Origin of the sequence: Ruminococcus sp. NK3A76, from assembly GCF_000686125.1 — a bacterium.
Classification (GTDB): domain Bacteria; phylum Bacillota; class Clostridia; order Oscillospirales; family Ruminococcaceae; genus NK3A76.
This window is the reverse complement of sequence record NZ_JMMA01000002.1, coordinates 326451-349035: the sequence shown is the minus strand read 5'-3', so window position 1 is coordinate 349035 and position 22585 is coordinate 326451. Positions and strand designations below refer to the sequence as shown.

The 22585-nt window shown below is 48.8% G+C and carries 20 protein-coding genes; 9 read left to right on the top strand and 11 right to left on the bottom strand.

The features are described from left to right. Nucleotides 1–102 precede the first annotated feature (102 nt). The 9 genes from CD05_RS0101810 to CD05_RS17060 all read left to right on the top strand — a co-directional run bounded on the left by CD05_RS0101810 (nt 103) and on the right by CD05_RS17060 (nt 10468). Entirely contained in the window at nt 103–801 is a 699-nt protein-coding gene (locus tag CD05_RS0101810; RefSeq protein ID WP_028509048.1) for an ABC transporter ATP-binding protein, read from the top strand. Between the two features lie 17 nt (nt 802–818). Continuing rightward, a complete protein-coding gene (locus CD05_RS0101805) occupies nt 819–3092 on the top strand; it encodes an ABC transporter permease (protein ID WP_028509047.1) in 2274 nt (757 codons plus the stop codon). A gap of 410 nt (nt 3093–3502) precedes the next feature. Continuing rightward, nucleotides 3503–5137, top strand: coding sequence for a class I adenylate-forming enzyme family protein (locus tag CD05_RS0101795; protein WP_028509046.1), 1635 nt, complete (start codon nt 3503–3505; stop codon nt 5135–5137). A 25-nt stretch (nt 5138–5162) separates the two neighbouring features. After that, nucleotides 5163–5285: a hypothetical protein gene (locus tag CD05_RS21265; protein WP_278244758.1), complete on the top strand. Its 123-nt coding sequence runs from the start codon at nt 5163–5165 to the stop codon at nt 5283–5285. A 115-nt stretch (nt 5286–5400) separates the two neighbouring features. Then, nucleotides 5401–6831 carry an adenylosuccinate lyase gene (gene purB / locus CD05_RS0101785; RefSeq protein WP_028509045.1) on the top strand — a complete coding sequence of 477 codons (1431 nt, stop codon included), beginning with the start codon at nt 5401–5403 and terminating at the stop codon, nt 6829–6831. A 31-nt stretch (nt 6832–6862) separates the two neighbouring features. Further along, nucleotides 6863–8725 carry an N-acetylmuramoyl-L-alanine amidase gene (locus tag CD05_RS19370; RefSeq protein ID WP_051588765.1) on the top strand — a complete coding sequence of 621 codons (1863 nt, stop codon included), beginning with the start codon at nt 6863–6865 and terminating at the stop codon, nt 8723–8725. A 76-nt stretch (nt 8726–8801) separates the two neighbouring features. Beyond that, nucleotides 8802–9584, top strand: coding sequence for an ATP-binding protein (locus tag CD05_RS17065; protein ID WP_051588764.1), 783 nt, complete (start codon nt 8802–8804; stop codon nt 9582–9584). A 93-nt stretch (nt 9585–9677) separates the two neighbouring features. Then, nucleotides 9678–10013, top strand: coding sequence for a DUF4234 domain-containing protein (locus CD05_RS0101770; RefSeq protein WP_028509044.1), 336 nt, complete (start codon nt 9678–9680; stop codon nt 10011–10013). A gap of 77 nt (nt 10014–10090) precedes the next feature. Beyond that, nucleotides 10091–10468 (top strand): DUF2752 domain-containing protein, encoded by a 378-nt coding sequence (locus CD05_RS17060; RefSeq protein ID WP_051588763.1) that lies wholly within the window; start codon nt 10091–10093, stop codon nt 10466–10468. A gap of 60 nt (nt 10469–10528) precedes the next feature. Here the strand turns inward: CD05_RS17060 and proS are convergent, their stop codons facing one another. From proS to CD05_RS0101710, 11 genes are all read right to left on the bottom strand, one after another. Continuing rightward, the gene (proS, locus tag CD05_RS0101760) at nt 10529–11974 is read right to left on the bottom strand and encodes a proline--tRNA ligase (protein WP_028509043.1); all 1446 of its coding nucleotides are present in this window, start codon (nt 11972–11974) and stop codon (nt 10529–10531) included. After that, a complete protein-coding gene (locus tag CD05_RS0101755; protein WP_028509042.1) occupies nt 11943–12230 on the bottom strand; it encodes a hypothetical protein in 288 nt (95 codons plus the stop codon). Before CD05_RS0101755 ends, proS begins: the two co-directional genes overlap by 32 nt. A gap of 230 nt (nt 12231–12460) precedes the next feature. Then, nucleotides 12461–13015, bottom strand: coding sequence for a FumA C-terminus/TtdB family hydratase beta subunit (locus tag CD05_RS0101750; RefSeq protein ID WP_028509041.1), 555 nt, complete (start codon nt 13013–13015; stop codon nt 12461–12463). 3 nt (nt 13016–13018) lie between these two features. Beyond that, nucleotides 13019–14095: a hypothetical protein gene (locus CD05_RS17055; protein WP_198021561.1), complete on the bottom strand. Its 1077-nt coding sequence runs from the start codon at nt 14093–14095 to the stop codon at nt 13019–13021. Nucleotides 14096–14170: 75 nt separating this feature from the next. Beyond that, nucleotides 14171–15316 (bottom strand): cell division protein FtsZ, encoded by a 1146-nt coding sequence (gene ftsZ, locus CD05_RS0101740; protein WP_028509040.1) that lies wholly within the window; start codon nt 15314–15316, stop codon nt 14171–14173. 240 nt (nt 15317–15556) lie between these two features. Then, a complete protein-coding gene (locus CD05_RS0101735) occupies nt 15557–16639 on the bottom strand; it encodes an FtsQ-type POTRA domain-containing protein (protein ID WP_028509039.1) in 1083 nt (360 codons plus the stop codon). A gap of 21 nt (nt 16640–16660) precedes the next feature. Continuing rightward, nucleotides 16661–17920: a UDP-N-acetylglucosamine 1-carboxyvinyltransferase gene (gene murA, locus CD05_RS0101730; protein WP_028509038.1), complete on the bottom strand. Its 1260-nt coding sequence runs from the start codon at nt 17918–17920 to the stop codon at nt 16661–16663. 72 nt (nt 17921–17992) lie between these two features. Continuing rightward, entirely contained in the window at nt 17993–18892 is a 900-nt protein-coding gene (locus tag CD05_RS0101725; RefSeq protein WP_028509037.1) for a hypothetical protein, read from the bottom strand. 56 nt (nt 18893–18948) lie between these two features. After that, the gene (locus CD05_RS0101720) at nt 18949–20079 is read right to left on the bottom strand and encodes a UDP-N-acetylglucosamine--N-acetylmuramyl-(pentapeptide) pyrophosphoryl-undecaprenol N-acetylglucosamine transferase (RefSeq protein ID WP_028509036.1); all 1131 of its coding nucleotides are present in this window, start codon (nt 20077–20079) and stop codon (nt 18949–18951) included. A gap of 158 nt (nt 20080–20237) precedes the next feature. Continuing rightward, complete coding sequence (locus CD05_RS17050; protein WP_084262067.1) at nt 20238–21479, bottom strand: putative peptidoglycan glycosyltransferase FtsW; 1242 nt, start codon at nt 21477–21479, stop codon at nt 20238–20240. A 106-nt stretch (nt 21480–21585) separates the two neighbouring features. Further along, the gene (locus CD05_RS0101710) at nt 21586–22584 is read right to left on the bottom strand and encodes a hypothetical protein (RefSeq protein ID WP_198021560.1); all 999 of its coding nucleotides are present in this window, start codon (nt 22582–22584) and stop codon (nt 21586–21588) included. Nucleotide 22585 lies beyond the last annotated feature (1 nt).

Sequence of the window (22585 nt, the reverse complement as noted above, 5' to 3'; positions counted from 1 at the left end):
ACGGGCAGAAAAATTTGTGAAATGCACCATTGACAAATAATGTTATGTAAGCTATAATATAAATACAGTTAGCGAGCACTAACTCAAAAGGAGGAGAATACTATGTTTCTGGAGATAAGTGACGTAAAAAAGAGCTTTGGTGACGGTGAGAGCCGTGTCGAGGTGCTTAAGGGAATAAACGCCGAGATAGAAAAAGGCGAATTCTGCGTGCTGCTCGGTCCTTCCGGGTCTGGCAAATCGACGCTTCTTAACATCATCGGCGGCATCGACTCTGCTGATAACGGGTATATATCCATTAACGGCGAAAAGACCAAGGATATGAACGAGAAAGCGCTCACCTTCTACAGGCGCAAGCACTTAGGCTACATATTCCAGATGTACAACCTTATCCCGAACTTAAATATCAAGGAGAATATAGAGGTCGGTGCTTATCTTTCCGACTCGCCGCTCGATGTAGACGAGCTGCTCAAAGCGCTCGGGCTTTACGAGCACAGGCACAAGCTGCCAAACCAACTCTCAGGCGGCCAGCAGCAGAGAACTGCTATCGGCAGAGCAGTTATCAAGAACCCCGACATACTCCTCTGCGATGAGCCGACAGGTGCGCTCGATTTCAAGACCTCGAAGGAGATACTCGGCGTTATAAGCGACCTCAATCAGAAATACGGCTCGACAGTCATAATGGTAACACACAACGACGCCATAAAGAACATGGCAGATAGAGTGATAAAGCTGCGTGACGGCGTGATAAGAAAGAACTACCTTAACGAGAGCAAGCTGACAGCGCAAGAGCTTGACTGGTAAGAAAACGAGGTGGTAGTATGAGAGATCCGCTTAACAGAAGACTGCCGAGGGAGCTTAAGAGCGAGTGGCCGAAATACTTTGTCATATTCCTGTTTTTTGTGCTTATGATATCGGCCGTGTCGGGCTTCCTTGTGTCGGAAAACAGCTTGAAAAAAGCCTCGGACGAGGGCTTTGAAAAATACAAGGTCGAGGACGGCTGCTTTGAATACAGCGAGAAGCTGACAGACGAAACGCTCAAAGAGATAGCCGAAAAGGGCGAAATTGATGCCTACCCCAACTTCTACAAGGAAGAAGCGGTGCAGAGCTTTGAATCTTCGACCTTCCGTGTATTTGCGGACAGAACGCAGATAGACCTTGTTGACCTGCTTGACGGCGATATGCCAAAAAGCGACAACGAGCTCGGCATCGACAGACTCTTCGCAGAAAACCATGACCTCAAAATAGGCTCTGCAATAAAGTTTGCCGACAAGGAGTTTACGATAACCGGCATAGTCGCACTTTCCGATTACTCCTGCCTGTTCCAGAGCCCGTCTGATATGATGTTTGACAACGACAAATTCGGTGTCGGCATCGTCACAAAAGAGGGCTTCAAGTCTATAAGAGATGACCACATACACTACCGCTACAGCTATTTCTACAACGACCGCCCGGACAGAGATGACGACATCGAGGGCAAGGAAAAGGCCGAGGAGCTTATAAAGACTCTCTCCGCCTACGGCGAGCTTGATGAGTTCATACCTGCGTTCACAAATCAGGCAATAGTCTTCGCACCTGATGATTTCGGCGGCGACGAGGTCATGATAACCATATTCCTTTATATAGTTATAGTGATCCTCGCATTTGTTTTCTCGATAACCATCTCCAACACGATAACCAAGGAAGCCTCGGTAATAGGCGTTCTCAGAGCGTCAGGCTACACAAGGGGCGAGATGCTTCGCCACTATATGATAGTGCCTATGCTCACACTCGCAGCAGGCGCTGTAGTCGGCAACATCTTGGGCTACACGGTGCTCAATGATACATTTGCTCACAGCTACACTGCAAGCTACTCGCTCACGCACTACGATATAGTCTTCACACCAAAGGCATTCATACTCACGACTGTGATACCCTTTGTGCTGATGTTTTTGATCAACCTTATCATGCTGAGTGTAAAACTCCGCCTCTCTCCCCTGCGCTTCCTCAGACACGACCTTAAGAAGAACGGCCGCAAGAAGGCATTCAGGCTAAACACCAAGATACCGATAATGACACGTTTCAGGCTCAGGGTGATATTCCAGAATATGCCCAACTTCGTGGTGATATTTGCAGGTGTGCTGTTTGCAGAGCTCATTTTAATGTTCAGCCTTGTCTTCAAGCCGATGCTGAATGACTTTGAAAAGAACACCACCGAAAACCTGCTCGCAAACTACCAGTATGTGCTCAAAGCACCTGTGCCTACCGAGACAGAGGGTGCTGAATCCTGCACGACTGCGAGCTTACAGAACATAGGCGAAAAGACAGATGCAAGCATCGACGAGGACGTATCTATCTACGGCGTTGAGAAAAACAGCAAGTATGTCAGGCTGAATTCAGAAAAGGGCAAGGTCGATATCTCGACTGCATATCATAAAAAATACCGCATAGATGTAGGCGACACGTTAGAGCTTAAAGACAAATACTCCGACAAGACCTATAAATTCGAGGTCGGCGGACTATATGACTACCCTGCTATAATCGCTGTATTTATGGACAAGGATATGTTAAACGAAACGCTCGGCTATGAGGACGGCTACTTCAACTGCTATTTCTCAGACGACGAGATAAAGGACATTGACGAAAAATACATCGCCACACGCATAACCGTGACCGAGCTTACCAAGACATCACGCCAGCTGATACGCTCAATGGGCAACATGATGTTTATATTCACGTTCTTCGGAACGGTGATATTCGTGCTCGTTATATTCCTGCTCGCCAAGATAATCATCGAGAAAAACACGCAGTCTATCTCGATGACAAAGATACTCGGCTACAACAACAGCGAGATAAATTCTCTCTATATCCACACGACGAGCTTTGTCACAGTGCTCTCGCTGATAATCGGGCTCATCATAAGCGACAGGCTGCTTGCAGTTCTGATGTTCGAGGCATTCAAGAGCTATTCGGGCTGGTTTGAGTATAAGCTCGCACTGTCGGTGGTTATTGAAACGATAGGCCTTGGCGTTATCACCTATGCGCTCGTTGCACTGATACTGAGCCGCAAGGTAAAGCGCATACCTCTTGACGAAGCGCTCAAAAATGTAGAATAAGAGTTTTCTCCCATATACGACCCTCAAAAGCTGTTTATCACTCCCCTGCGGGGTGATGAGCGGCTTTTGACCTTTTTAAAGCGTGCTTCACTTCTGATATTGCGTGAAAAATGACATTTTACCGTATATTTCACCTCAGGCAGCACCGCACAAAGACCGCCTGCCGGCTTTGTATGCAACTTGCTTGCATCTTTTCCGTCATATTACACATCTTTTCCTTGAAATACGACAGTATTCATTCAGAAAATCTGTGCAATCTGACGAAAAAGCCGACTTCGCAATTTACGCACGATCTTTGTGCGGTATTGCCTTTACTTTTTTGCGAAAATGTGCTATAATAGTATTACTATTGTTGTAATATGTCTTACTATACAGAAAAATAACATATATTTGAAAGGGAATGAAAAACAATGCCTATTACCGAGCTTCTGGAAAGAAATGCAAGGGAGTGCCCTGATGAGATAGCTCTTGTCGAGGTCAACCCCGAAATAAAGGAAAACAGAAGAGTAACATGGAAGGAATATGAGCTTATCGAGACCGACAGGGAGAGCCACTACAGACGTGAGATAACCTGGAGCGTCTTCAACGAAAAGGCTAACCGTTTTGCTAATCTCCTCGTGTCCCGTGGGGTGCAGAAAGGCGACAAGGTCGGCATACTGCTGATGAACTGCCTTGAATGGCTGCCGATATACTTCGGTGCTCTCAAAATGGGTGCGCTCGCTGTTCCGCTCAACTTCCGCTATACAGCAGACGAGATAAAATACTGCCTTGACCTTGCAGAGGTCGATGTGCTGATGTTCGGCCCCGAGTTTATCGGAAGAATAGAGGAGATATGCGACGAAGTATCCAAAAACAGGCTGCTTTTCTACGTCGGCGAGGGCTGCCCGAGCTTTGCAGAGCACTATGACAGGCTCGCTGCAAACTGCTCAAGCGTTTCCCCCGATGTCAAGCTGACTGATGAGGACTATGCGGCTATATACTTCTCGTCAGGTACTACGGGCTTCCCGAAGGCTATACTTCACAAGCATCAGAGCCTTATGCACTCGGCAAAGGTCGAGCAGGCTCACCACGGCCAGGGCAAGAGTGATGTGTTCTTATGCATCCCTCCCCTTTATCACACAGGTGCAAAGATGCACTGGTTCGGCTCGCTCTATTCCTGCTCAAAGGCAGTGCTTTTAAAGGGTGCAAAGCCTGAATTCATAATCGACACGGTCTCTAAGGAAAAATGCACTATCGTATGGCTGCTCGTTCCGTGGGCTCAGGATATACTTGATGCTATCGACAGGGGCGACATCGACCTTTCAAAATACGAGCTCTCTCAGTGGAGGCTCATGCACATAGGCGCACAGCCTGTTCCGCCTTCGCTTATCGCAAGGTGGAAGAAGGTGTTCCCGAACCACCAGTATGACACCAACTACGGCCTTTCCGAGTCGATAGGCCCCGGCTGCGTACACTTAGGCGTTGAGAACATTCACAAGGTAGGCGCTATCGGCAAGGCAGGCTTCGGCTGGGAAGTCAAGATAACAGACGAGAACTTTGTCACAGTAAAGCGCGGCGAGGTAGGCGAGCTCTGCGTAAAGGGCCCGGGAGTTATGACCTGCTATTACAGAGATGAAAAGGCTACTAACGAGACTTTAAGGGACGGCTGGCTGTTAACAGGCGACATGGCTCAGGAGGACGAGGACGGCTTTATATACCTCGTTGACCGCAAGAAGGACGTTATCATCTCCGGCGGTGAAAACCTCTACCCCGTGCAGATAGAAGACTTCCTGCGTGCTCACCCGGCTGTTAAGGACGTGGCTGTTATAGGCCTTCCCGACAAGAGACTGGGCGAGATAGCTGCCGCTATAATCTCGATAAAGGACGGCATGGAGTGCTCGGAGGAGGAGATAAATTCCTTCTGCGCAAAGCTGCCGAGATACAAGAGACCGCATAAGATAATCTTTGCTGACGTTCCGAGAAACCCCACCGGCAAGATAGAAAAGCCGAAGCTCAGAAAGATCTACTGCGGCGAGAGCTTAGTCGAGCAGCAGATAAAGAGTTAAAAACTTATCTATCCGAGGTAGATAAATGGCGTTTATAGGACTGGCAGGGATACTGCTCGTGCTGGTGATAGCCGCTGGGGCGCTGCTGTTTGCGGCATTTGCGGCGATAGTGACAGGCACTGTTCTTGCCAATCACACAGAGCTATAAGGATATTGGGGATGACCGTGTTTATCCCGATAGTGATAATCGTAGGTTTTATAATAGTATATAAACTGGTAAATGCTTAAGATACTGCGCTTGACGCAGGAAGGAGAAATTATCTATGACAAATTCATACGAGAGCCCGTTTTGCACAAGATACGCAAGCGAGGAAATGCAGTTCGTCTTTTCCGCTGACAAGAAATTCACCACATGGAGAAGACTCTGGGTGGCACTTGCAAGAGCTGAGATGAAGTTAGGCCTCCCTGTTACACAGGCACAGGTAGACCAGCTCGAAGCAAACATAGAGAACATCGACTACGAGGTTGCAAAAGAGCGTGAAAAGCTCGTTCGCCACGATGTAATGAGCCACGTTTATGCATACGGCAAGGTCTGCCCCGATGCAGCAGGTATCATACACTTAGGCGCTACAAGCTGCTATGTCGGCGACAACACAGACATCATCATCATGCGTGATGCTTTAAAGATAGTCAAGAGAAAGCTCTTGGGCGTTATAAAGAACTTAAGCGAGTTCGCAGTTGAGTACAAGAGCCTCCCCTGCCTTGCTTACACACACTGCCAGCCTGCACAGCTGACCACTGTCGGCAAGAGAGCAACTCTCTGGTGCAACGAGCTTTTATATGACCTTGAAAGAATAGATTTCGAGCTCGGCAAACTTAAGATGCTCGGCTCAAAGGGCACAACAGGCACACAGGCTTCCTTCGTTGAGCTCTTTGAGGGCGACAGCGCCAAGATAAAGGAGCTTGAGAGACTTATCGCTGAGGAGATGGGCTTTGACGGCGTTGTTCCGGTTTCCGGCCAGACATATTCAAGAAAGATAGATTCATTCGTAGTTCAGACACTTGCCGGTATAGCACAGTCAGCTTCCAAGTTCTCGAACGATATAAGACTTCTCCAGTCCTTCAAGGAGGTAGAGGAGCCGTTTGAGAAGAACCAGATAGGCTCGTCTGCTATGGCTTACAAGCGCAACCCGATGAGGTCTGAGCGTATCACATCGCTTGCAAGATACGTCATGGTAGATGTGCTCAACCCCTACTTCACAGCAGGCACACAGTGGTTTGAGAGGACGCTTGATGACTCTGCAAACAAGAGAATATCCATAGCTGAGGCATTCTTAGGCACTGATGCTATACTCAACATCATGCTAAATGTTACAAAGGGGCTTGTCGTTCACGAGAAGATAATCGAGAGACGTGTTATGGCAGAGCTTCCCTTTATGGCAACCGAGAACATCATGATGGACGCTGTAAAGCTCGGCGGCAACAGACAGGAGCTGCACGAAAAGATAAGACAGTATTCTATGCAGGCAGGCGCAAATGTCAAGGACAAGGGTCTTGACAACAACCTCTGCGAGCTTATCCTTGCTGACCCTGAGTTCAAGATAAACAAGGAGAAAATGGACAGCATAATGAAGCCTGCAAACTTCATCGGCAGAAGCCCCGAGCAGGTCGATGAGTTCATCGCTGAGTGCGTAAGACCCGTGCTCGATGCAAACGGCATAACTGAGGGAGAGGACGTTGAGATAAACGTCTGAACCCGTGGCTCATAAATGATTGGAGGATAAAATGAGATTCAGGAAACTTACGGCATTTGCCCTCTCGCTCATAGCGGCGGCAGCGGTAGTGTCAGGTGCAAACGACTTTAAGCCCGTAACGGCTCATGCCGCAAAAGATGCTGTCGTGCAGGCAGCAGACGAGGTGACTGAAAATGTTTCTGTTGATGCCAAGGTAACGGCTCAGGCAAACGGAACTGTGACCCTCGGCTGGAATGCGGCAGAGGGCGCCAAAAAATACTGTGTCTATGAGATGACCGACGACGGCAAGCAGGAGCTTTTAGCAACTGTCAAGGACGGCAGCCTGAGCTGCACCTTAAAAAACGTAACGGGCGGTGTTACTCACATATATGCGGTCGTTGCTGTTATAGATACAAACAAGGATGTCGCTTACAACTGCGAATGGTTTGAGACCGAAGTAGAGCAGCCGCTCTATGCTCCCGAGTTCTCGCTCACAGCGTATTCTCAGAGTATAAAGATAAGCTGGAAGCAGTCCTACGGCGCTACGAGCTACAGGATCTACAGCTATGACCCTGCCACAAAGAAGTACACAAAGATACATACATCTTATGCAACAACAAGATCATACACTGTCAAGAACCTTACCCCGGCAACAAGCTACAGCTACGTTGTTAGAGCTGTTAGCAACGCTTCCGGCAAGAACAAGCTCGATGTGAAGATAGCTCCCGTTCAGTCGGCAGTGACAAGCTGCATAACACCTGTCTTCTCATCGCTTTCAAACGAGGCAAACACAGTAAACTTCAAGTGGAAGACCTCCGGCGATGTTGCAGGCTATCAGATATGGGCTAAGGACAACGACGATGCACAGGGCAAGTACAAGAAGCTGTGCAACGTGTCAGCCAAGAAGACAGAAAAGACAGTAACTACAGAGCTCAACAAGAACTACAGCTTCAAGCTCAGAAGCTACAAGAAGGTAAACGGCAGCTGGGTATACTCCGCATGGTCGGCAGTAAAGAGCACATACACAGGCATTAAGACACCTGAGATAACCTCGGCTGCGACATCAGGCCCCAACTTCAGTATCTCATGGTCGGCATCTGACAGCAGCATAAACGGCTATCAGATATGGATGAAGGCAAGCGGCGCTGCAAAGTATGTAAAGCTCTGCAACGTATCGCCCAAGAAGCTCACAGCATTTATAAGCGAGAATATCCCTGCTAAAACAGACATCAAGCTCAGAATGAGAGCTTACCAGAAGATAAACGGCGTGTGGGTATACTCCCCCTGGTCTAAGGTATGCGAGATAACCACAGGCGATGTGCCCGAGGAAAGAACGATAAAGATAGTTCTTGACCCCGGCCACCTCAAGGGCGGCAACAGAGCCGGCAACGACTACGACAACGTATGGTACGGCTACAGCGAGGCTACTATGAGCCTTACACTTGCCAAGTATATGAAGACATACCTTGAAGGCTACGGCTTTGAGGTAACGCTTACAAGAACAACAGACAAGGCATACGACTTAAGCCTTGAAGACAGAGGTCTTATGGCAAAGGGCGCAGATTTCTTCCTCTCGCTCCATTCAAACGCAGCAGGCGCAAGCGCACAGGCAGTTTACTCCTATTGCAGCGTTGACGGCAAGTCAAACAAGATAGGCAGAATGCTCTCGGCAGCAGTTGCTTCTACAATGGGCGTGCCTGACGGCGGCGTTATCAACCTCTATTCTGACGACGGAAAGACAGATTACTACTGCGTTCTGAGAAACGCTGCAAAGGTAGGCGTTTCGGGCGTTATGGTAGAGCACAGCTATCATACCAACGCATACAGCAGAGAGTGGCTGCTTAAGGACAGCAACCTTAAAAAGCTCGCAGCTGCTGAGGCTAAAGCAATAGCTCAGTATTACGGAATGATCTGATAAGAAATACCAAGTCCCTGCTATGTGCAGGGGCTTGCTTTTTGCAAAGCTGCCACTATTATCAAGGGGTGTTATTATGACAGACAGATATCTAAAAAGCATCGAGAATGACTACCGGATAAGCATCTGGCAGCCGTTTCTGAAGGCTTTGGAAAAATACAAGCTCGTGCAGGATAAGGATAATATCGCCGTGTGCATCTCAGGCGGCAAGGACTCAATGCTGCTCGCACTGCTCTTTAAGATGCTAAAGGAAAAAGGGCTATATGATATAGGCATCACATACCTGTGCATGGACCCCGGCTATACAGCGCCCAACAGGCAGATGATAGAGCATAACGCCAGACTTCTCGGGATACCTATAGAAATATTTGAGAGCGACATCTTCGAGAGCGTGTTCACGATAGAGAAAAGCCCCTGCTACCTCTGCGCCAGAATGAGGCGTGGCCACCTCTACAAGAACGCTCAGGACAGAGGGTGCAACAAAATAGCCCTCGGCCACCACTTTGACGACGTGTGCGAAACTATTCTCATGAGCAGCCTTATGAGCGGCCAGACAAGAACGATGATGCCAAGGCTGAGGTCTGAGAACTTCGAGGGTATGCAGCTTATCCGTCCGCTGTATCTTGTAAATGAAAAGGATATAATCTCATGGCGTGATAATAATGAGCTCAAATTCTTGGCCTGCGCCTGCAAGTTCACAGAGCACACAGCATCGCAGGCGCACGAGAGCGACTCAAAGCGGCTGGTTGTAAAACGCTTTATAGAGAGCCTTGAAGGCGAGATACCGAACGTGAAGGAGAATATTTTTAAAAGTGTGGAAAATATAAACCTCTCAAAGCTGATAAGCACAAAAAAGTGATAGTATTGTGATAATTTTTTACATAAACTATTGACAAATCAATTGTTTTAGTATATAATGTATATATAATAATTTGTATAGGAGGAGAAAACCATGTTTACTAACAGAAGCGTAGTTGTTGTTATCGTTCTTACAATCGTTACCTGCGGCCTTTACAGCCTTTACTGGTACTGGAAGACTATGAACGAGATGTACAACGCTGGTGGCAAGAGCCTCGGCAACCTTTCACCTGCAATACAGTTCGTTCTGATGTTCCTCTATGTCGGCGGCGTAGTATTTGCAATCAATGCTGATGATAACATCAACGCTGTTAAACAGCAGAGAGGTCTTACAGCTGCTGACAACAAGATCATCTACATTCTTCTTGCTGTTATATTCCCGATCGCTCTTTTAGCTCTCGTACAGAACGAGATGAACCAGCTCGGTTAATTATGTAAGCAAACAAAAGGCCGTCCTTGTGGGCGGCTTTTTATTTTCGGTATTCTTTAAGACAGGCAGGTGAGCAGATGAAAAAGCGTGCAGCAAGGGCTGCTGTTGTGTATGCAGTGATATTCGGCGTGCTGTTTTTATATTATCTGTTCGTGCGCCTTACAGGGCTCGGCATACCCTGCGTGTTCCATAAGATAACCGGCCTCTCCTGCCCCGGCTGCGGCAATTCAAGGGCGCTCATATCGCTGCTGCATTTGGATTTTTCAGGCGCATTTAAGTATAACGCATTCATATTCCCGGAGCTTTTGTTTGCCGGGTATGTGGCGTCAGTCGTGACTGTCAGGTATATAAAAACCGGCAAATACAGCGTCACCATGCCGCACGAGCGCATCTTGTGGGTCTTCCTCGCAGTGCTCGTTGTGTGGACTGTCGCACGAAATATAATAGGCATATGACAAAAGCCCCAAAGCGGTCGTTGTAAACCGCTTTGGGGCTTGAATATTTATTATGTTTTATCAGTATGCCTTGCCCCAGAGCACCATGTGCTTTGCAGGCTTGCCGCAGCAAACGCATACGTCGCTTATCTTCTCCTGCTCGAAGGGAATGCAGCGTGAGCCGGCGCCGGTCTCTTCCTTGACCTTGTCCTCACAAGCCTCATCGCCGCACCACATAGCGTGGATAAAGCAGTCTTCCTTAGCAAGAGCCTCGTTCATCTCAGCTATCGTCTTGCAGGCGTGAGTTCTGTTCTTGCGATTCTCAAGAGCCTTGTCAAACATACCCTTGGTTATCTCGCTATCGAGCAGAGCCTTGACCTTGTCAGCCATCTCATCAAGCGAAACAGTCACCTTTTCGCCGCTGTAACGGATACCGAGCACGCACTGATTATTCTCTATATCCTTGGGGCCTATCTCAATTCTTACAGGCACGCCACGCATCTCGTACTCAGCAAACTTCCAGCCGGGCGAGTTGTCGCTGTCATCGACCTTGACTCTGATACCGAGAGCTTTGAGCTTGTCAGCTATCTCGTTAGCCTTGTCGAGCACGCCTTCCTTGAACTGCTGTATCGGGATAACAACAGCCTGGACAGGAGCTACAGCAGGCGGCAGCACAAGGCCGTTGTCGTCGCCGTGTGTCATTATGATAGCGCCGATAAGTCTTGTAGTTACGCCCCACGATGTCTGGTGAGGGTATGCGAGCTTGTTGTCCTTGCCTGTGAACTGTATATCGAATGCCCTTGCAAAGCCGTCGCCGAAATAGTGCGATGTGCCGGCCTGGAGAGCCTTGCCGTCGTGCATCATAGCTTCGATAGCGTATGTAGCCTCAGCACCGGCAAACTTGTCAGAGTCAGTCTTTCTGCCCTTTACCACAGGCATAGCAAGACTTTCCTGACAGAACTTCTCGTAAAGATCGAGCATTCTCTCTGTCTCATCTATTGCTTCCTGAGCTGTCTCGTGGATCGTGTGGCCTTCCTGCCATAAGAACTCTCTCGAACGCAGGAAAGGTCTTGTTGTCTTTTCCCATCTTACAACAGACACCCACTGGTTATAGAGCTTGGGCAGGTCTCTGTAGGAGTGAACGATATTAGCATAGTGCTCGCAGAAAAGTGTCTCAGATGTAGGACGAACGCAAAGCCTGTCTTCGAGCTTCTCGTTGCCGCCGTGTGTTACCCATGCGACCTCGGGTGCAAAGCCCTCAACATGATCCTTCTCCTTCTGGAGCAGGCTCTCGGGGATAAACATAGGCATACAAACATTTTCATGCCCTGTCTCCTTGAACATAGTATCAAGGATATGCTGTATATTCTCCCAGATAGCATAGCCGTAGGGGCGGATAACCATGCAGCCCTTTACGCTTGTATACTCAACGAGCTCTGCTTTCTTGCAGATGTCGGTATACCATTTTGCAAAATCTTCGTCCATAGCGGTAATATCATTTACCATCTTGTTTCCTTTTTTTGCCATGTTTAAAATCAACTCCATATATATCTTTGTTGTAGATCTTGTAGTTAAGATCATATTTTTCGCTCTGCTTGTCGTAGATGCCCCTGACACAGTCGTCTTCACCGGGCTCTTTCTTTTCCTCAGTAAGCTCGGGGTGGCGCTTTTCTATTATCCTTGCGAGCTTTGGTGTGATAACAGCCATAAGCCCTATCGCCGCCATTATGATAAGCGCCTTGACAGCGAATTTTATCAGCACAGTAACCGTTTCGCCGTCCATAAAGCCCTCCGTTTCGATAGGCAATACCGTACAAAGCCGACAGGCGGTCTTTGTGCGGTATTGCCTTTATTAAGCATCACAAATCAGCATATTAATTATATCATAATCCGCCCAAAAAAGCAATAGCTTTTATTTTTATTATAATTTCTTTTTACAAAAAGCTAAATATTGCTCCCCAAAACAGCGCCCACACAAAACAGCGCCCCCGTTTTCAGGAAGCGCTGTAAAAGTTATCTTTTATACTTTGCCCTGCCCTCGGAGAAGATATCTCCGCCGAAGCAGTCATCTGCGACTATGAGAGGAAAACGCTCTACACAGAGCCTTTTTACGCTCTCGCAGCCAAGATCTTCAAAGGCTATGACCTCGCACGACTTGATGCAGTTGCAGGCAAGCGCACCAGCGCCGCCGACTGCACAAAGGTAAAGCGCCTTGTTTCTCACGATAGCGTCTCTTACCTCCTGCGAGCGTTCACCTTTCCCGACCATAGCACCAAGCCCCAGATCGAGCAGTCTCGGTGCAAACCTGTCCATTCTTCCCGAGGTCGTCGGCCCGCATGAGCCTATAGGTCTTCCTTCGGGTGCAGGGGTAGGGCCTGCGTAATATATCACCGCATTGTTTATATCAAAGGGAAGCTCTTTCCCCTCATCGAGCAGCGCCATAAAGCGTTTATGAGCTGCATCTCTTGCGGTATAAACGGTGCCTGTCAGCAAGAGCTTATCTCCTGCACGGAATTCTGCGCTTCTTGCTTTGAGCTCCTCAGTTTTTATTACAATGATCTCGTTCATCTCTTAAATCTTTCCCATTGCCTCGTTTGCCATATCAGCGAGCTGTGCGAGCAGGTCGTCATTGTTGCCTGCATCTTCTTCGCTGACTGCTTCTGCTGTGTTGGCTGTTTCGGCGCTTACATCACTTCCTTTCTGACTATCGTTAAAATCCGAGTTACCTTCTACCAGCTCAAGACCTTCGTCAATGTAGTCTCTTGCCTGATTTACGGAGCCTATGCTTGCGCCGTAGAGGTCATTAAGTGTAGTGATGAGCTGCTGAACGTTCTCGCTGAGCTTTGTATACTCAGTCTTAACGCTCTCTCTTAAGCCGGAGGACTTCTCTCTGATGATAGTCGCCTCGTTATGAGCATCTGTTATCATCTTTTCAGCCTTTACCTTAGCCTCGCCGACTGTTCTGTCAGCCTCGCCTCTTGCCTGGCTTGTCATAGCCTCAGCCTCAGCCTGTGCTGTGGAAACCATAGCTTCAGAGGAGCTCTTAGCTGTTTCAAGTGTAGCCTCAGCCTCTGCCTGTGCATCAGCAACAGTCTTCTCAGCCTGTGCGTTAGCATCGTCAACTATCTGAGCTGCGAGAGCCTGTGCCTCGTCCTCAGCCTGCTTAGCAGCCTTCTTAGCCTCAGTTACGATCTTGTTAGCTGTATTCTGAGCCTCGATAAATACCGAGCCAAGGTCGAACTGCGGTGCAACTGTAGCAGTGCTGTTTGCAGCGTTCTGCTCAGCCTGCTCGAGCTTCTCCTGAAGCTCCTCAGCCTCGCCCTTCATTCTCTCTATCTCAGCTTCCTTTTCCTGTATCTGCTGTTCGTAGTCAGCTATCTGGAGCTTCATTGTATCAGCGGAAGACTGGAGCTCAGCTATCTTGGACTTGCTCTCCTCTATCTTCTTCTCATACTCTGCCTTCTCCTCAAACTCAGCATGAGCAGCGCCGCCGGCCTCTGCTTCAAGCCTTTCATTAGTCTCAGTCAGGTCCTTTACCTGCCCCTCGAGCTTATAGATCTTTGAATTGAGCTCATCTACATAAGCAAGAACGTCCTGCTTATCAAAGCCGCCCATTCGGACAGTTTTTAAATAACCGTTGCTTGACATTGAACTTTCCTCCCTTAATTTTTATACCTATAATATTATACAATATTTCGCAGTATTTTTCAAGTCCTTTTTATATTATTTGTTCTTGAAAATGTTGAATATATCGTTATAGTAATCTGTATTGTCAGCAGCCTTTACCCCAGCCTTGAAACGTGCATCAGCATCAGCCTTCACGTCCTTGGGGGTCTGCTTAAAATTTGTCGAAAAGCTCGCTTTCTTTACAGCCTCGGGAGCCTTGGCTATAGTCTCAGCTCTCTTTGCAGCAGCGCCGTCGAAATCAGCAGCGATAACTGTTACGAAGATCTCGTCCTTAGCGTCAGCATCATAGCCGTTGCCGAAGATTATCTCAGCGTTCTCGTCAGCAGCCTTTGTAAGAGCATCTGTGAGCTCGTCGATCTCGTCTGTTACGATATCCTCGCTCATTGTGATGTTTACAAGAAGTCTCTTAGCGCCTGCGATAGATGTTTCAAGCAGCTCGCTGGATATTACCTGCGATACAGCCTCCTGCACCTTATCCTTGCCTGCGCCGTGGCCGATAGCCATGTGAGCGTAGCCTGCGTTCTTGATTATTGTAGTAACGTCAGCAAAGTCAACGTTGATCTCGTCGTGTCTTGTGATTATCTCAGCTATGGAGATAACATCTGTCTTAAGTACGTTATCAGCAAGAGAATAAGACTCTCTCATAGTGAGCTTCTGTGCGCCGGAAAGGAGATTCTGGTTAGGTATAACGATAAGTGCATCAACGTGCTCTAAAAGGTTAGCGATACCCTGCTCTGCCTTTTCCATCTTCTTGGGGCCCTCGAACTTGAAGGGCTTTGTAACAACAGCAACTGTGAGCTTTCCGAGTTCCTGAGAGATCTGTGCAACAACAGGTGCCGCACCGGTACCTGTACCGCCGCCCATGCCTGCTGTGATGAATACCATATCAGCATCCTCGATGACCTTGGATATCTCTTCCTTGCTCTCCTGAGCGGATGCCTCGCCTACCTCGGGCTTAGCGCCTGCGCCGAGACCGTGTGTGAGCTTCTGGCCTATAGCTATCTTCTCAGTAGCCTTTGAAGCCTTGAGCGCCTGAATATCGGTATTGATAGCTATGTATTCAACATTACCTACGATACCCTCGCCGGCTATACAGTTAAGGGCGTTTCCGCCGCCGCCGCCGACACCGATGACCTTGATCCTTGCGCCCTCAACAGGTGCCTCAACATACTCGTATGACATATTATACATCCTCCGTTTCAGCCGTTTTAAGGGTTTAGAAAAACGGCAGTTTTACTTTTTAACATAAAATGATACATTATTATATTAGCATAAAATCACAAAAGTTTCAAGTGCTTTTATTAAATCATTTTAAATTTTTAGTTAATTGTCAATTAACTATCCCTATTTTCGTACAAAATTGTATATAATAACAATTTTTCGGACAACTGGCAGTCATCATATCCTGCCGCCGGTATCATATTACCAGCCTGCCCAGGTCGTAGTCTCCGGCGGAGGAGGCTCAGTCTCGGGCGGAGCAGTCGTCACAGCAGGTGCTTCGGTCAGAGCGCCGGTATCGCCGCCTTCGCCGCCCCAGTCACCTTCGTAATACTGGTCTTCGCCGCCTGCGATATCTGCCGGCTGTTCATCGCCGCCTGTCTGCTGCTCACCGTCAGCGTTAGTTTCCTTCTCCTCGGCCTTTTCGTTGTCCTTGCGCTTTTTCCTTGCTTCATCACGGCTGTTGACTGCGCTTTCGCTTCTTGCCATGATGCCGCTCTCAGCGCCGGTGTATCTGAGCATACCCCTGAACGACTTTATCAATCCCTGGTCTATAACGAGCTTCATATCCTCGAGCTTATACTCCATATCGTATGAAGACCCGATATATATATCCAGCCTGTCGTCATATCTGAGCACGATATCCGTTCTGTCGGTCAGGTCTATCTCGCTTATGCCGTCGAATTCCAGCTTGTCGATAGATTCGAGCAGCGTTTTGACTATCTTTGCTTTGAGATTGTCCTTGGACTTCATCTCATCTCCGGGCTTAAGGTCGCTCTCCGGCTCAAAACCCTTGACTGTCGGCAGCCCTGCTACGGGAGCCTTTCTGTCAGTTTCGAGCACTATCCCCTGCGAGGATATCACTATATAGCGCCCGTCGTCGTCGAGGTTCGCCTTTTGCTTTGCCTCGGTTATCTCGATATCAATCGAATCCGGGAAGCGCTTTGTCACCTTTGCCTCCTCTATGTAAGGCAGGCCGCTCACAAGGCGCTTTTCCACGACATCTGTATTCATTCTCAAAAGATTTGTGCTGTCACTGACACCGCTTATCACGAGCACCTGGTCGTAGGTATAAAGCTCGCAGCCGTTTATCTCAGCCTGCTTTACGTTAAAAAACAGCGTAAAGGACATTATAACGACTATCACGAGCGATGCCGTGATACCGAATGTGACCACTATGCTCGGCGGGATATTCAGTTTTATTCGTTTTCGCTTCTTATGAAGCCTTCTGCCGCCATGTGATGCTATCGCATCAGCAGATGAGCGGTCTATCCTTTTCTTTTTCATTCTATCTTCCCTTGTTATTTCTTATATCTGCGTTCTCATTATCCTTGCCCCGACAGAGGAAAGAGCCTTTTCTAACCTTTCATAGCCCCTGTCGATATACTCTATATTCCCAAGCTCTGTTATACCCTGAGCCGATATCGCTGCCGCTGTCAGTGCCGCACCTGCTCTCAGGTCTGCCGCCATGACACGGGCACCGTAAAGGCTTTGAGTACCCTCTATCACCGCTATCCTGCCCTCTGTTTTGATCTGTGCGCCCATACGCACGAGCTCGGGGTTTGCACGGAAGCGGTTCTCAAATATATTTTCTGCCACCACGCTGACACCTGCCGCCCTTGAAAGCACTGCCGTTATAAGCGGCTGCGCATCTGTCGGAAAGCCCGGGTAGGGCATTGTTCTTACAGTTCCCACAGCCTTCAGAGGCCGTTTTCTGCTTATATAGATCCTGTCATCATATCCGTAGACATCGCACCCTGCCTCGCAGAGCACATCTATAACAGGCCTGAGCTCGCAGGCTCTTGCATTTGTTATCATGAGCTCTCCGCCTGCCAGCGCTGCCGCACACAGATATGTAGCAGTCACTATCCTGTCGGGCATCACGGTGTATTCGCAGCCGTGGAGCTCTTTTACGCCGTTTATCCTTACAACAGAAGTCCCCTCGCCGGCGATATCAGCTCCGCACGCACGCAGAAACCTTGCAAGGTCGGCTATCTCAGGCTCACGGGCGCTGTTGTATATCACAGTCTCGCCCCTTGCGAGAGATGCCGCAAGCATTATATTCTCAGTCGCCCCCACCGACGGGAACGAGAGCGAGATATGCGCCCCGTGCAGGCCGTTTGGGCAGCTGCACTCTATTACGCCGTGTTTTTCGTTTATGCACACACCCATTTTTTCAAGTGCCGAAAGGTGCAGGTCGATAGGTCTTGCCCCCAGCTCGCACCCTCCCGGATAGGAAAGCGTACAGCTCCCGAGCCTGCCTATACACGCCCCGAGATAGAGCGCCGACGACCGCATGAGCCTCATCAGCTTGTCGGGTATGTGGTCGTTTGAGATATCCTTGCAGCTGACAGTCAGCACACCGCCGCTCATACAGCTTTTGCACCCGAGGCATGACAGTATCCTCACTGAGGAATACACATCGCTCAGGCATGGGCAGTCGTTTATCCTCACCTCGCCGTTTACGAGCAGGCACCCGGCAATTATCGGCAGCGCCGCATTTTTAGAGCCGGAGGTGCGTATCTCTCCCTTTAAAGGCGTTCCGCCCTCGATAATAAAACCCTGCATATCATTTCCTTCTTTCCCAAAAAGCTCGGTACGAAGTCATAATATGCACATTCTGAGTGTTTTGTGAAAATATCAGTTCATAGAGAGCGTCAGCTCATCTGACACGAATATTACAGCCGGTATAGACGGGCAGTAGGTCGATCTTGCGACCATTCTGTCCATATCAACGGTGCAGAACACCATACCCTTTATAAGGTCGGCAAAATCGCCGTTTGTCATATTCTCTACATTCACCAGCACCTTTACAGTGACCTCTGCCTTGGAGAAGGGCTGTATTGTGGTGTGGGGGTTCTCGTTTCCTACATATACTATCCTGTCGGGACTCTTTGAGCGGCTGGTCATCAGCTCAAACTGCGGTATCCTTGTCTGGAATATCGACATATTGACCACATAGAACTTAATGTAGACCTCTCTGTAGTTCTCAGCCTTTTCCGACTTAAGAGCCTGGTTATCCTCCATTGAATACTTGTCCGCATACTCTACTCTGAGCTCGTTTATGTTCTTTGATGCGAAAATATTCTCATCGCCGACCTGCGAGTCGATAACATTAGTCACGAACACCGGCGGTATAAACAGCGCAAAAGCCACAAACACAGCAAGAATGACAGAGCATACGATAACGAACTTCCTGAGCGAGACATATCCGCTGCCGATCTTTATCTTCTTTCTTGTATCGTTGTCGATAGTCTTCCTCGTAGGCACGGGCTTTTTGGCGATGCTCTTCATAAAGTCGAGCTCTTCCTCCCTCTTGGCCTTTGCCTTTGCGTTAGAGAGGTTCTCTATCTTCTCGATGCCGTCATACTTTGTCGATGCGTTGGCAAAGTCGGCGCTCTCAAGCATATTCAGCTGGCTGGCCATCTGCTTTCCATGCCTGCCGAGATTGTCATTTAAGAGCTGTTTTCCGAGCTCCTGATTAACATCCATACCCTCGGGCATCTCAAGCCCGCCCATTGATGGGTTTATTTTTGACATAAAACTACTTCTCCTTAGATCCGAACACTTCTATTTGCTTCCATTTGCCTGCCGCCTTATTTGATCAGCTTTTCAAGCACTCCCCATATCCTGTCATTTGTATCTTTTATATATAGTGACGCACAGTTTTTACCGAGCTCATCAAGTTTGTCTATGTCCTTGATAAGGCTCTCGACCGTGCTGATGAACAGCTCGTCCGTAAGGTCCTTCTCCTCGATGACCTTGCCTGCGCCTGCTCTTTCGAGCACCATGCCGTTGTGGTACTGATGATTTTCCGCAACGTGCGGTGAGGGTATCAGCACAGCCCCTCTGCCTATAGCTTCAAGCTCTATGAGCGTTGACGCACCGCAGCGTGTTATCACAAGGTCAGCCGCCGCCATGCACACAGGCATATTTATATAATCGCTTATAAGTCTTCTGCTGTCGTTTTCAAAGTCGATCCCGAGCGCTTTTAGCCTGTCGGGGTAATCCTTATAGCCGGCATATGTGCCGTAGGAATGGATGTGGTTTACCACTATCCCCTTATCCTGATACCATTTCAGGAGCTTTAATACGCTCTCGTTTATCGTCATTGCACCGAGGCTGCCGCCGCATGAGAGCACGCACACCTCGTCTTTAGCAAAGCCCAGCTTTTCCTTTGCCTGCTCCTTAGACATCGAATCGAATGCCTTTCTTACAGGCAGGCCGGTCACTGTGACCTTTGACATCACCTTGGGGTCAAGGTTCTTTGTGTCCTTGACGGTGAGCATTATAGCATCTGCCTTTTTAGAGAGCAGCTTTGTGGTGACGCCTGCAAAGGCATTTGCTTCGTGCAGGGCGGTAGGAATGCCCATCTGCTGTGCTTTTCTGAGCACAGGACCCGACACATAGCCGCCTGTACCCACCACAAGGTCAGGCTTGAAGTCATTTATTATCTGCTTTGCACGGGGGCCTGTCTTCATAAGGCAGCCCATTGCGTGGATATTTTTCTTTATATTCTCAAAGCTCGGCTTTCTCTGTATGCCCTCGACATTTATACCCTCAAACCTGTAGCCTGCCTTGGGTATTATCGTCGCTTCGAGCTTTTTGGGGTTGCCGGCAAAGGCAAACTCCGCATCGGGGCGATGCTCCTTTATTATCTCCGCAATGGCGAGCGCAGGATTTATATGACCTGCCGTTCCTCCGCCTGCAAGCAGTACCTTTAACATAATTACACCTTCTTAAATGCAAAATGCACAATGCATAATGCATAATTATGGTGTGCGCCGACGGCGCACGTTATGCCCATTCGGGCAATTATCAATTTGCGGTCTGGCCGCTTTACCGTACTCGCCCTAAGGAGCGATACATTCAAATGTGAACCAGACTATCTCTTTTTCTTTGTCTTGGCCTGACGGGAAACGTTGAGTATAATCCCTATCTCGGCAAGAGTTATTATAAGCGCCGTTCCGCCGTAGCTGAAAAACGGCAGCGATATACCCGTATTCGGGAAGGCGTTGCAGGCGACCATCATGTTAAGAAGTGCCTGTGAGCCTATCTGTATGGTTATTCCCGACGCTATCAGCATACCGAACCTGTCCTTGGCACGGGAAGCTATATAGAAGCCGTGAACTATCAGCAGTGAAAAGAGCAGTATAACGACTATCGCACCGATAAGCCCGAATTCCTCGCAGACTATGGCGAAAACGAAGTCGTTCTGCGACTCGGAGAGGTAGAGGTATTTCTGCCTTGACTCACCGAAGCCGAGCCCGAACACACCGCCCGAGCCTATAGCTAAAAGTGCGTTATAGGTCTGGTGCGTGCTGCCCTGAACGTCCGACATGGGGTCTTTCCACCCCTTTATCCTGTCTGATATGTAGGAGAAATCTCCCTTTACGAAGTACAGCACGAATGCAAGCGCAACGCCTGCTGCGAGCAGCACAGCCAGGAATTTAAGAAATGTCTTTAGCGGCACACCGCTTACAAACATAAGCGAAAGACCAAGTATCGAAATAAGCAGTACAGCCGAGATATGTCTCTGGAGTGCGAGCAGACCTGCCGCTGTGCCGAGATACACCGCAAAGGGTATCGTCGAATACTTCCAGCTTGCATATTTCGGGAAATTTACCGCACCTGTGTATGCAAAAACTATTATCAGCGATATTTTCAGAAGCTCAGACGGCTGGAAGCGGAACGAGCCCACAACTATCCACCTTGAAGCGTCCGCCGTCGCAGTACCGGCTATCGCCGTATACAGTGTCAGCAGGCACATAAGCCCGAAGAAACCGAACGCCACCTTGGTATTTAAGTAGTTATGGTAATCTATGATCGACGCCACCCACATGACCGCAAGGCCTATGACTGCGAATATCGCCTGTTTTTTTATGTAAAAGTAGCCGTCGCCCTGTTCAAGACCCCACGCATAGCTCGCCGAGAACATCATTATAAGTCCGAACCCGAGCAGCACCAGCACAAGTATCAGAAACGAACGGTCTATCCTGGAGAATACCGGTTTTATCGAGAAAACGTTTCTCTCTGTGGCCACGTCCTTAGACGAGCCAAGCTCTATCTCGGTATGTTTCTTGACGCTGAAGCCCTTGCGCTCATAAACAAGGCTCCCGTCACGCATACGCTTTATTTCCTTTGGCGCCAGAAAACACACCACCCTTCTTCATTGTCTTTTACACATTTGCCACACAACACCGCTTATCTGTCTTTTTACGGTGTCACATCATCTAAGCACTCATCACATTATTACTGTAGATAATAAACATCACGCCTGCTGCTATCCCTCCGAGGGTCAGAGGCAATGACCATAGTATTATCTTTGTATCACTCATGCCCTTTGCCTTAAGGTGAGCATGAAGGCTCCCACCCAGGAGCAGCACATTTTTCGTCCTTCTGTAGTGCAGAAAACGTATACAAGTGCTTAACATATCTATTATAGCAGAAATCGGGAGAAATATCAATAGTATTTCGTTATTTGATACTATACACATTGCACAAAAAGCAGCACCGCAAATTATCTGTCCGCTCTCGCCGAAGTATATCTTGGCAGGATACATACTCCATATCATCAGTCCTGCTGCCGAGCCGGCGGTGATATAGCCGATAAGCGAGCAGTCGCTTTGTGTCATCACCGCAAAGAAAAGCGATATCAGCACCGTTCCCGTGCCCATGAGCCCCTCGCAGCAGTATTCCTCCTCGCCGCCGTAGCTGTCGTGTACCCTGAATGCGTATATGCACAGCGTCATCACAAGCCCTGTGACCGGGTAATAGAATGCCCCGAAGCTCAGAAAGCCGAGCCTGAAAGGCAGCAGCACCTCGCCTGTGCTTCCGCATATCAGCTTAAGCGCTATCAGGAAGCCGCAGGAGAGCCCCCAGAGGTACAAAAACAGCAAGCCGCCCTTTAGCCCTGCCGGGCGGTTGAGCTTCTGCTTGACGTAGTCCTGCATAAAGCCTGCTGCAAAGGCCATGAATATATACAAAAGCGCCGCTGCACACCTTTTCTGCGGTGTGCTGTCAAAGCCTCCGCCTGCCTGCAGCACGGCGATGCTTCCCACACCGCCTGCCGCTATGCCAAGCATCATCAGCGCTCCGCCAAATCGTGGCGATGAATCGTCACCCCTGAGCCTGTCGCCGATGTGCGGCTTGTATATGCCTGTCTTGTAAAACCGGAATATCGGTATGAGCATTATCCCGGAGCTGAGGCTCAGAATAAAGCTCAGTGCCATA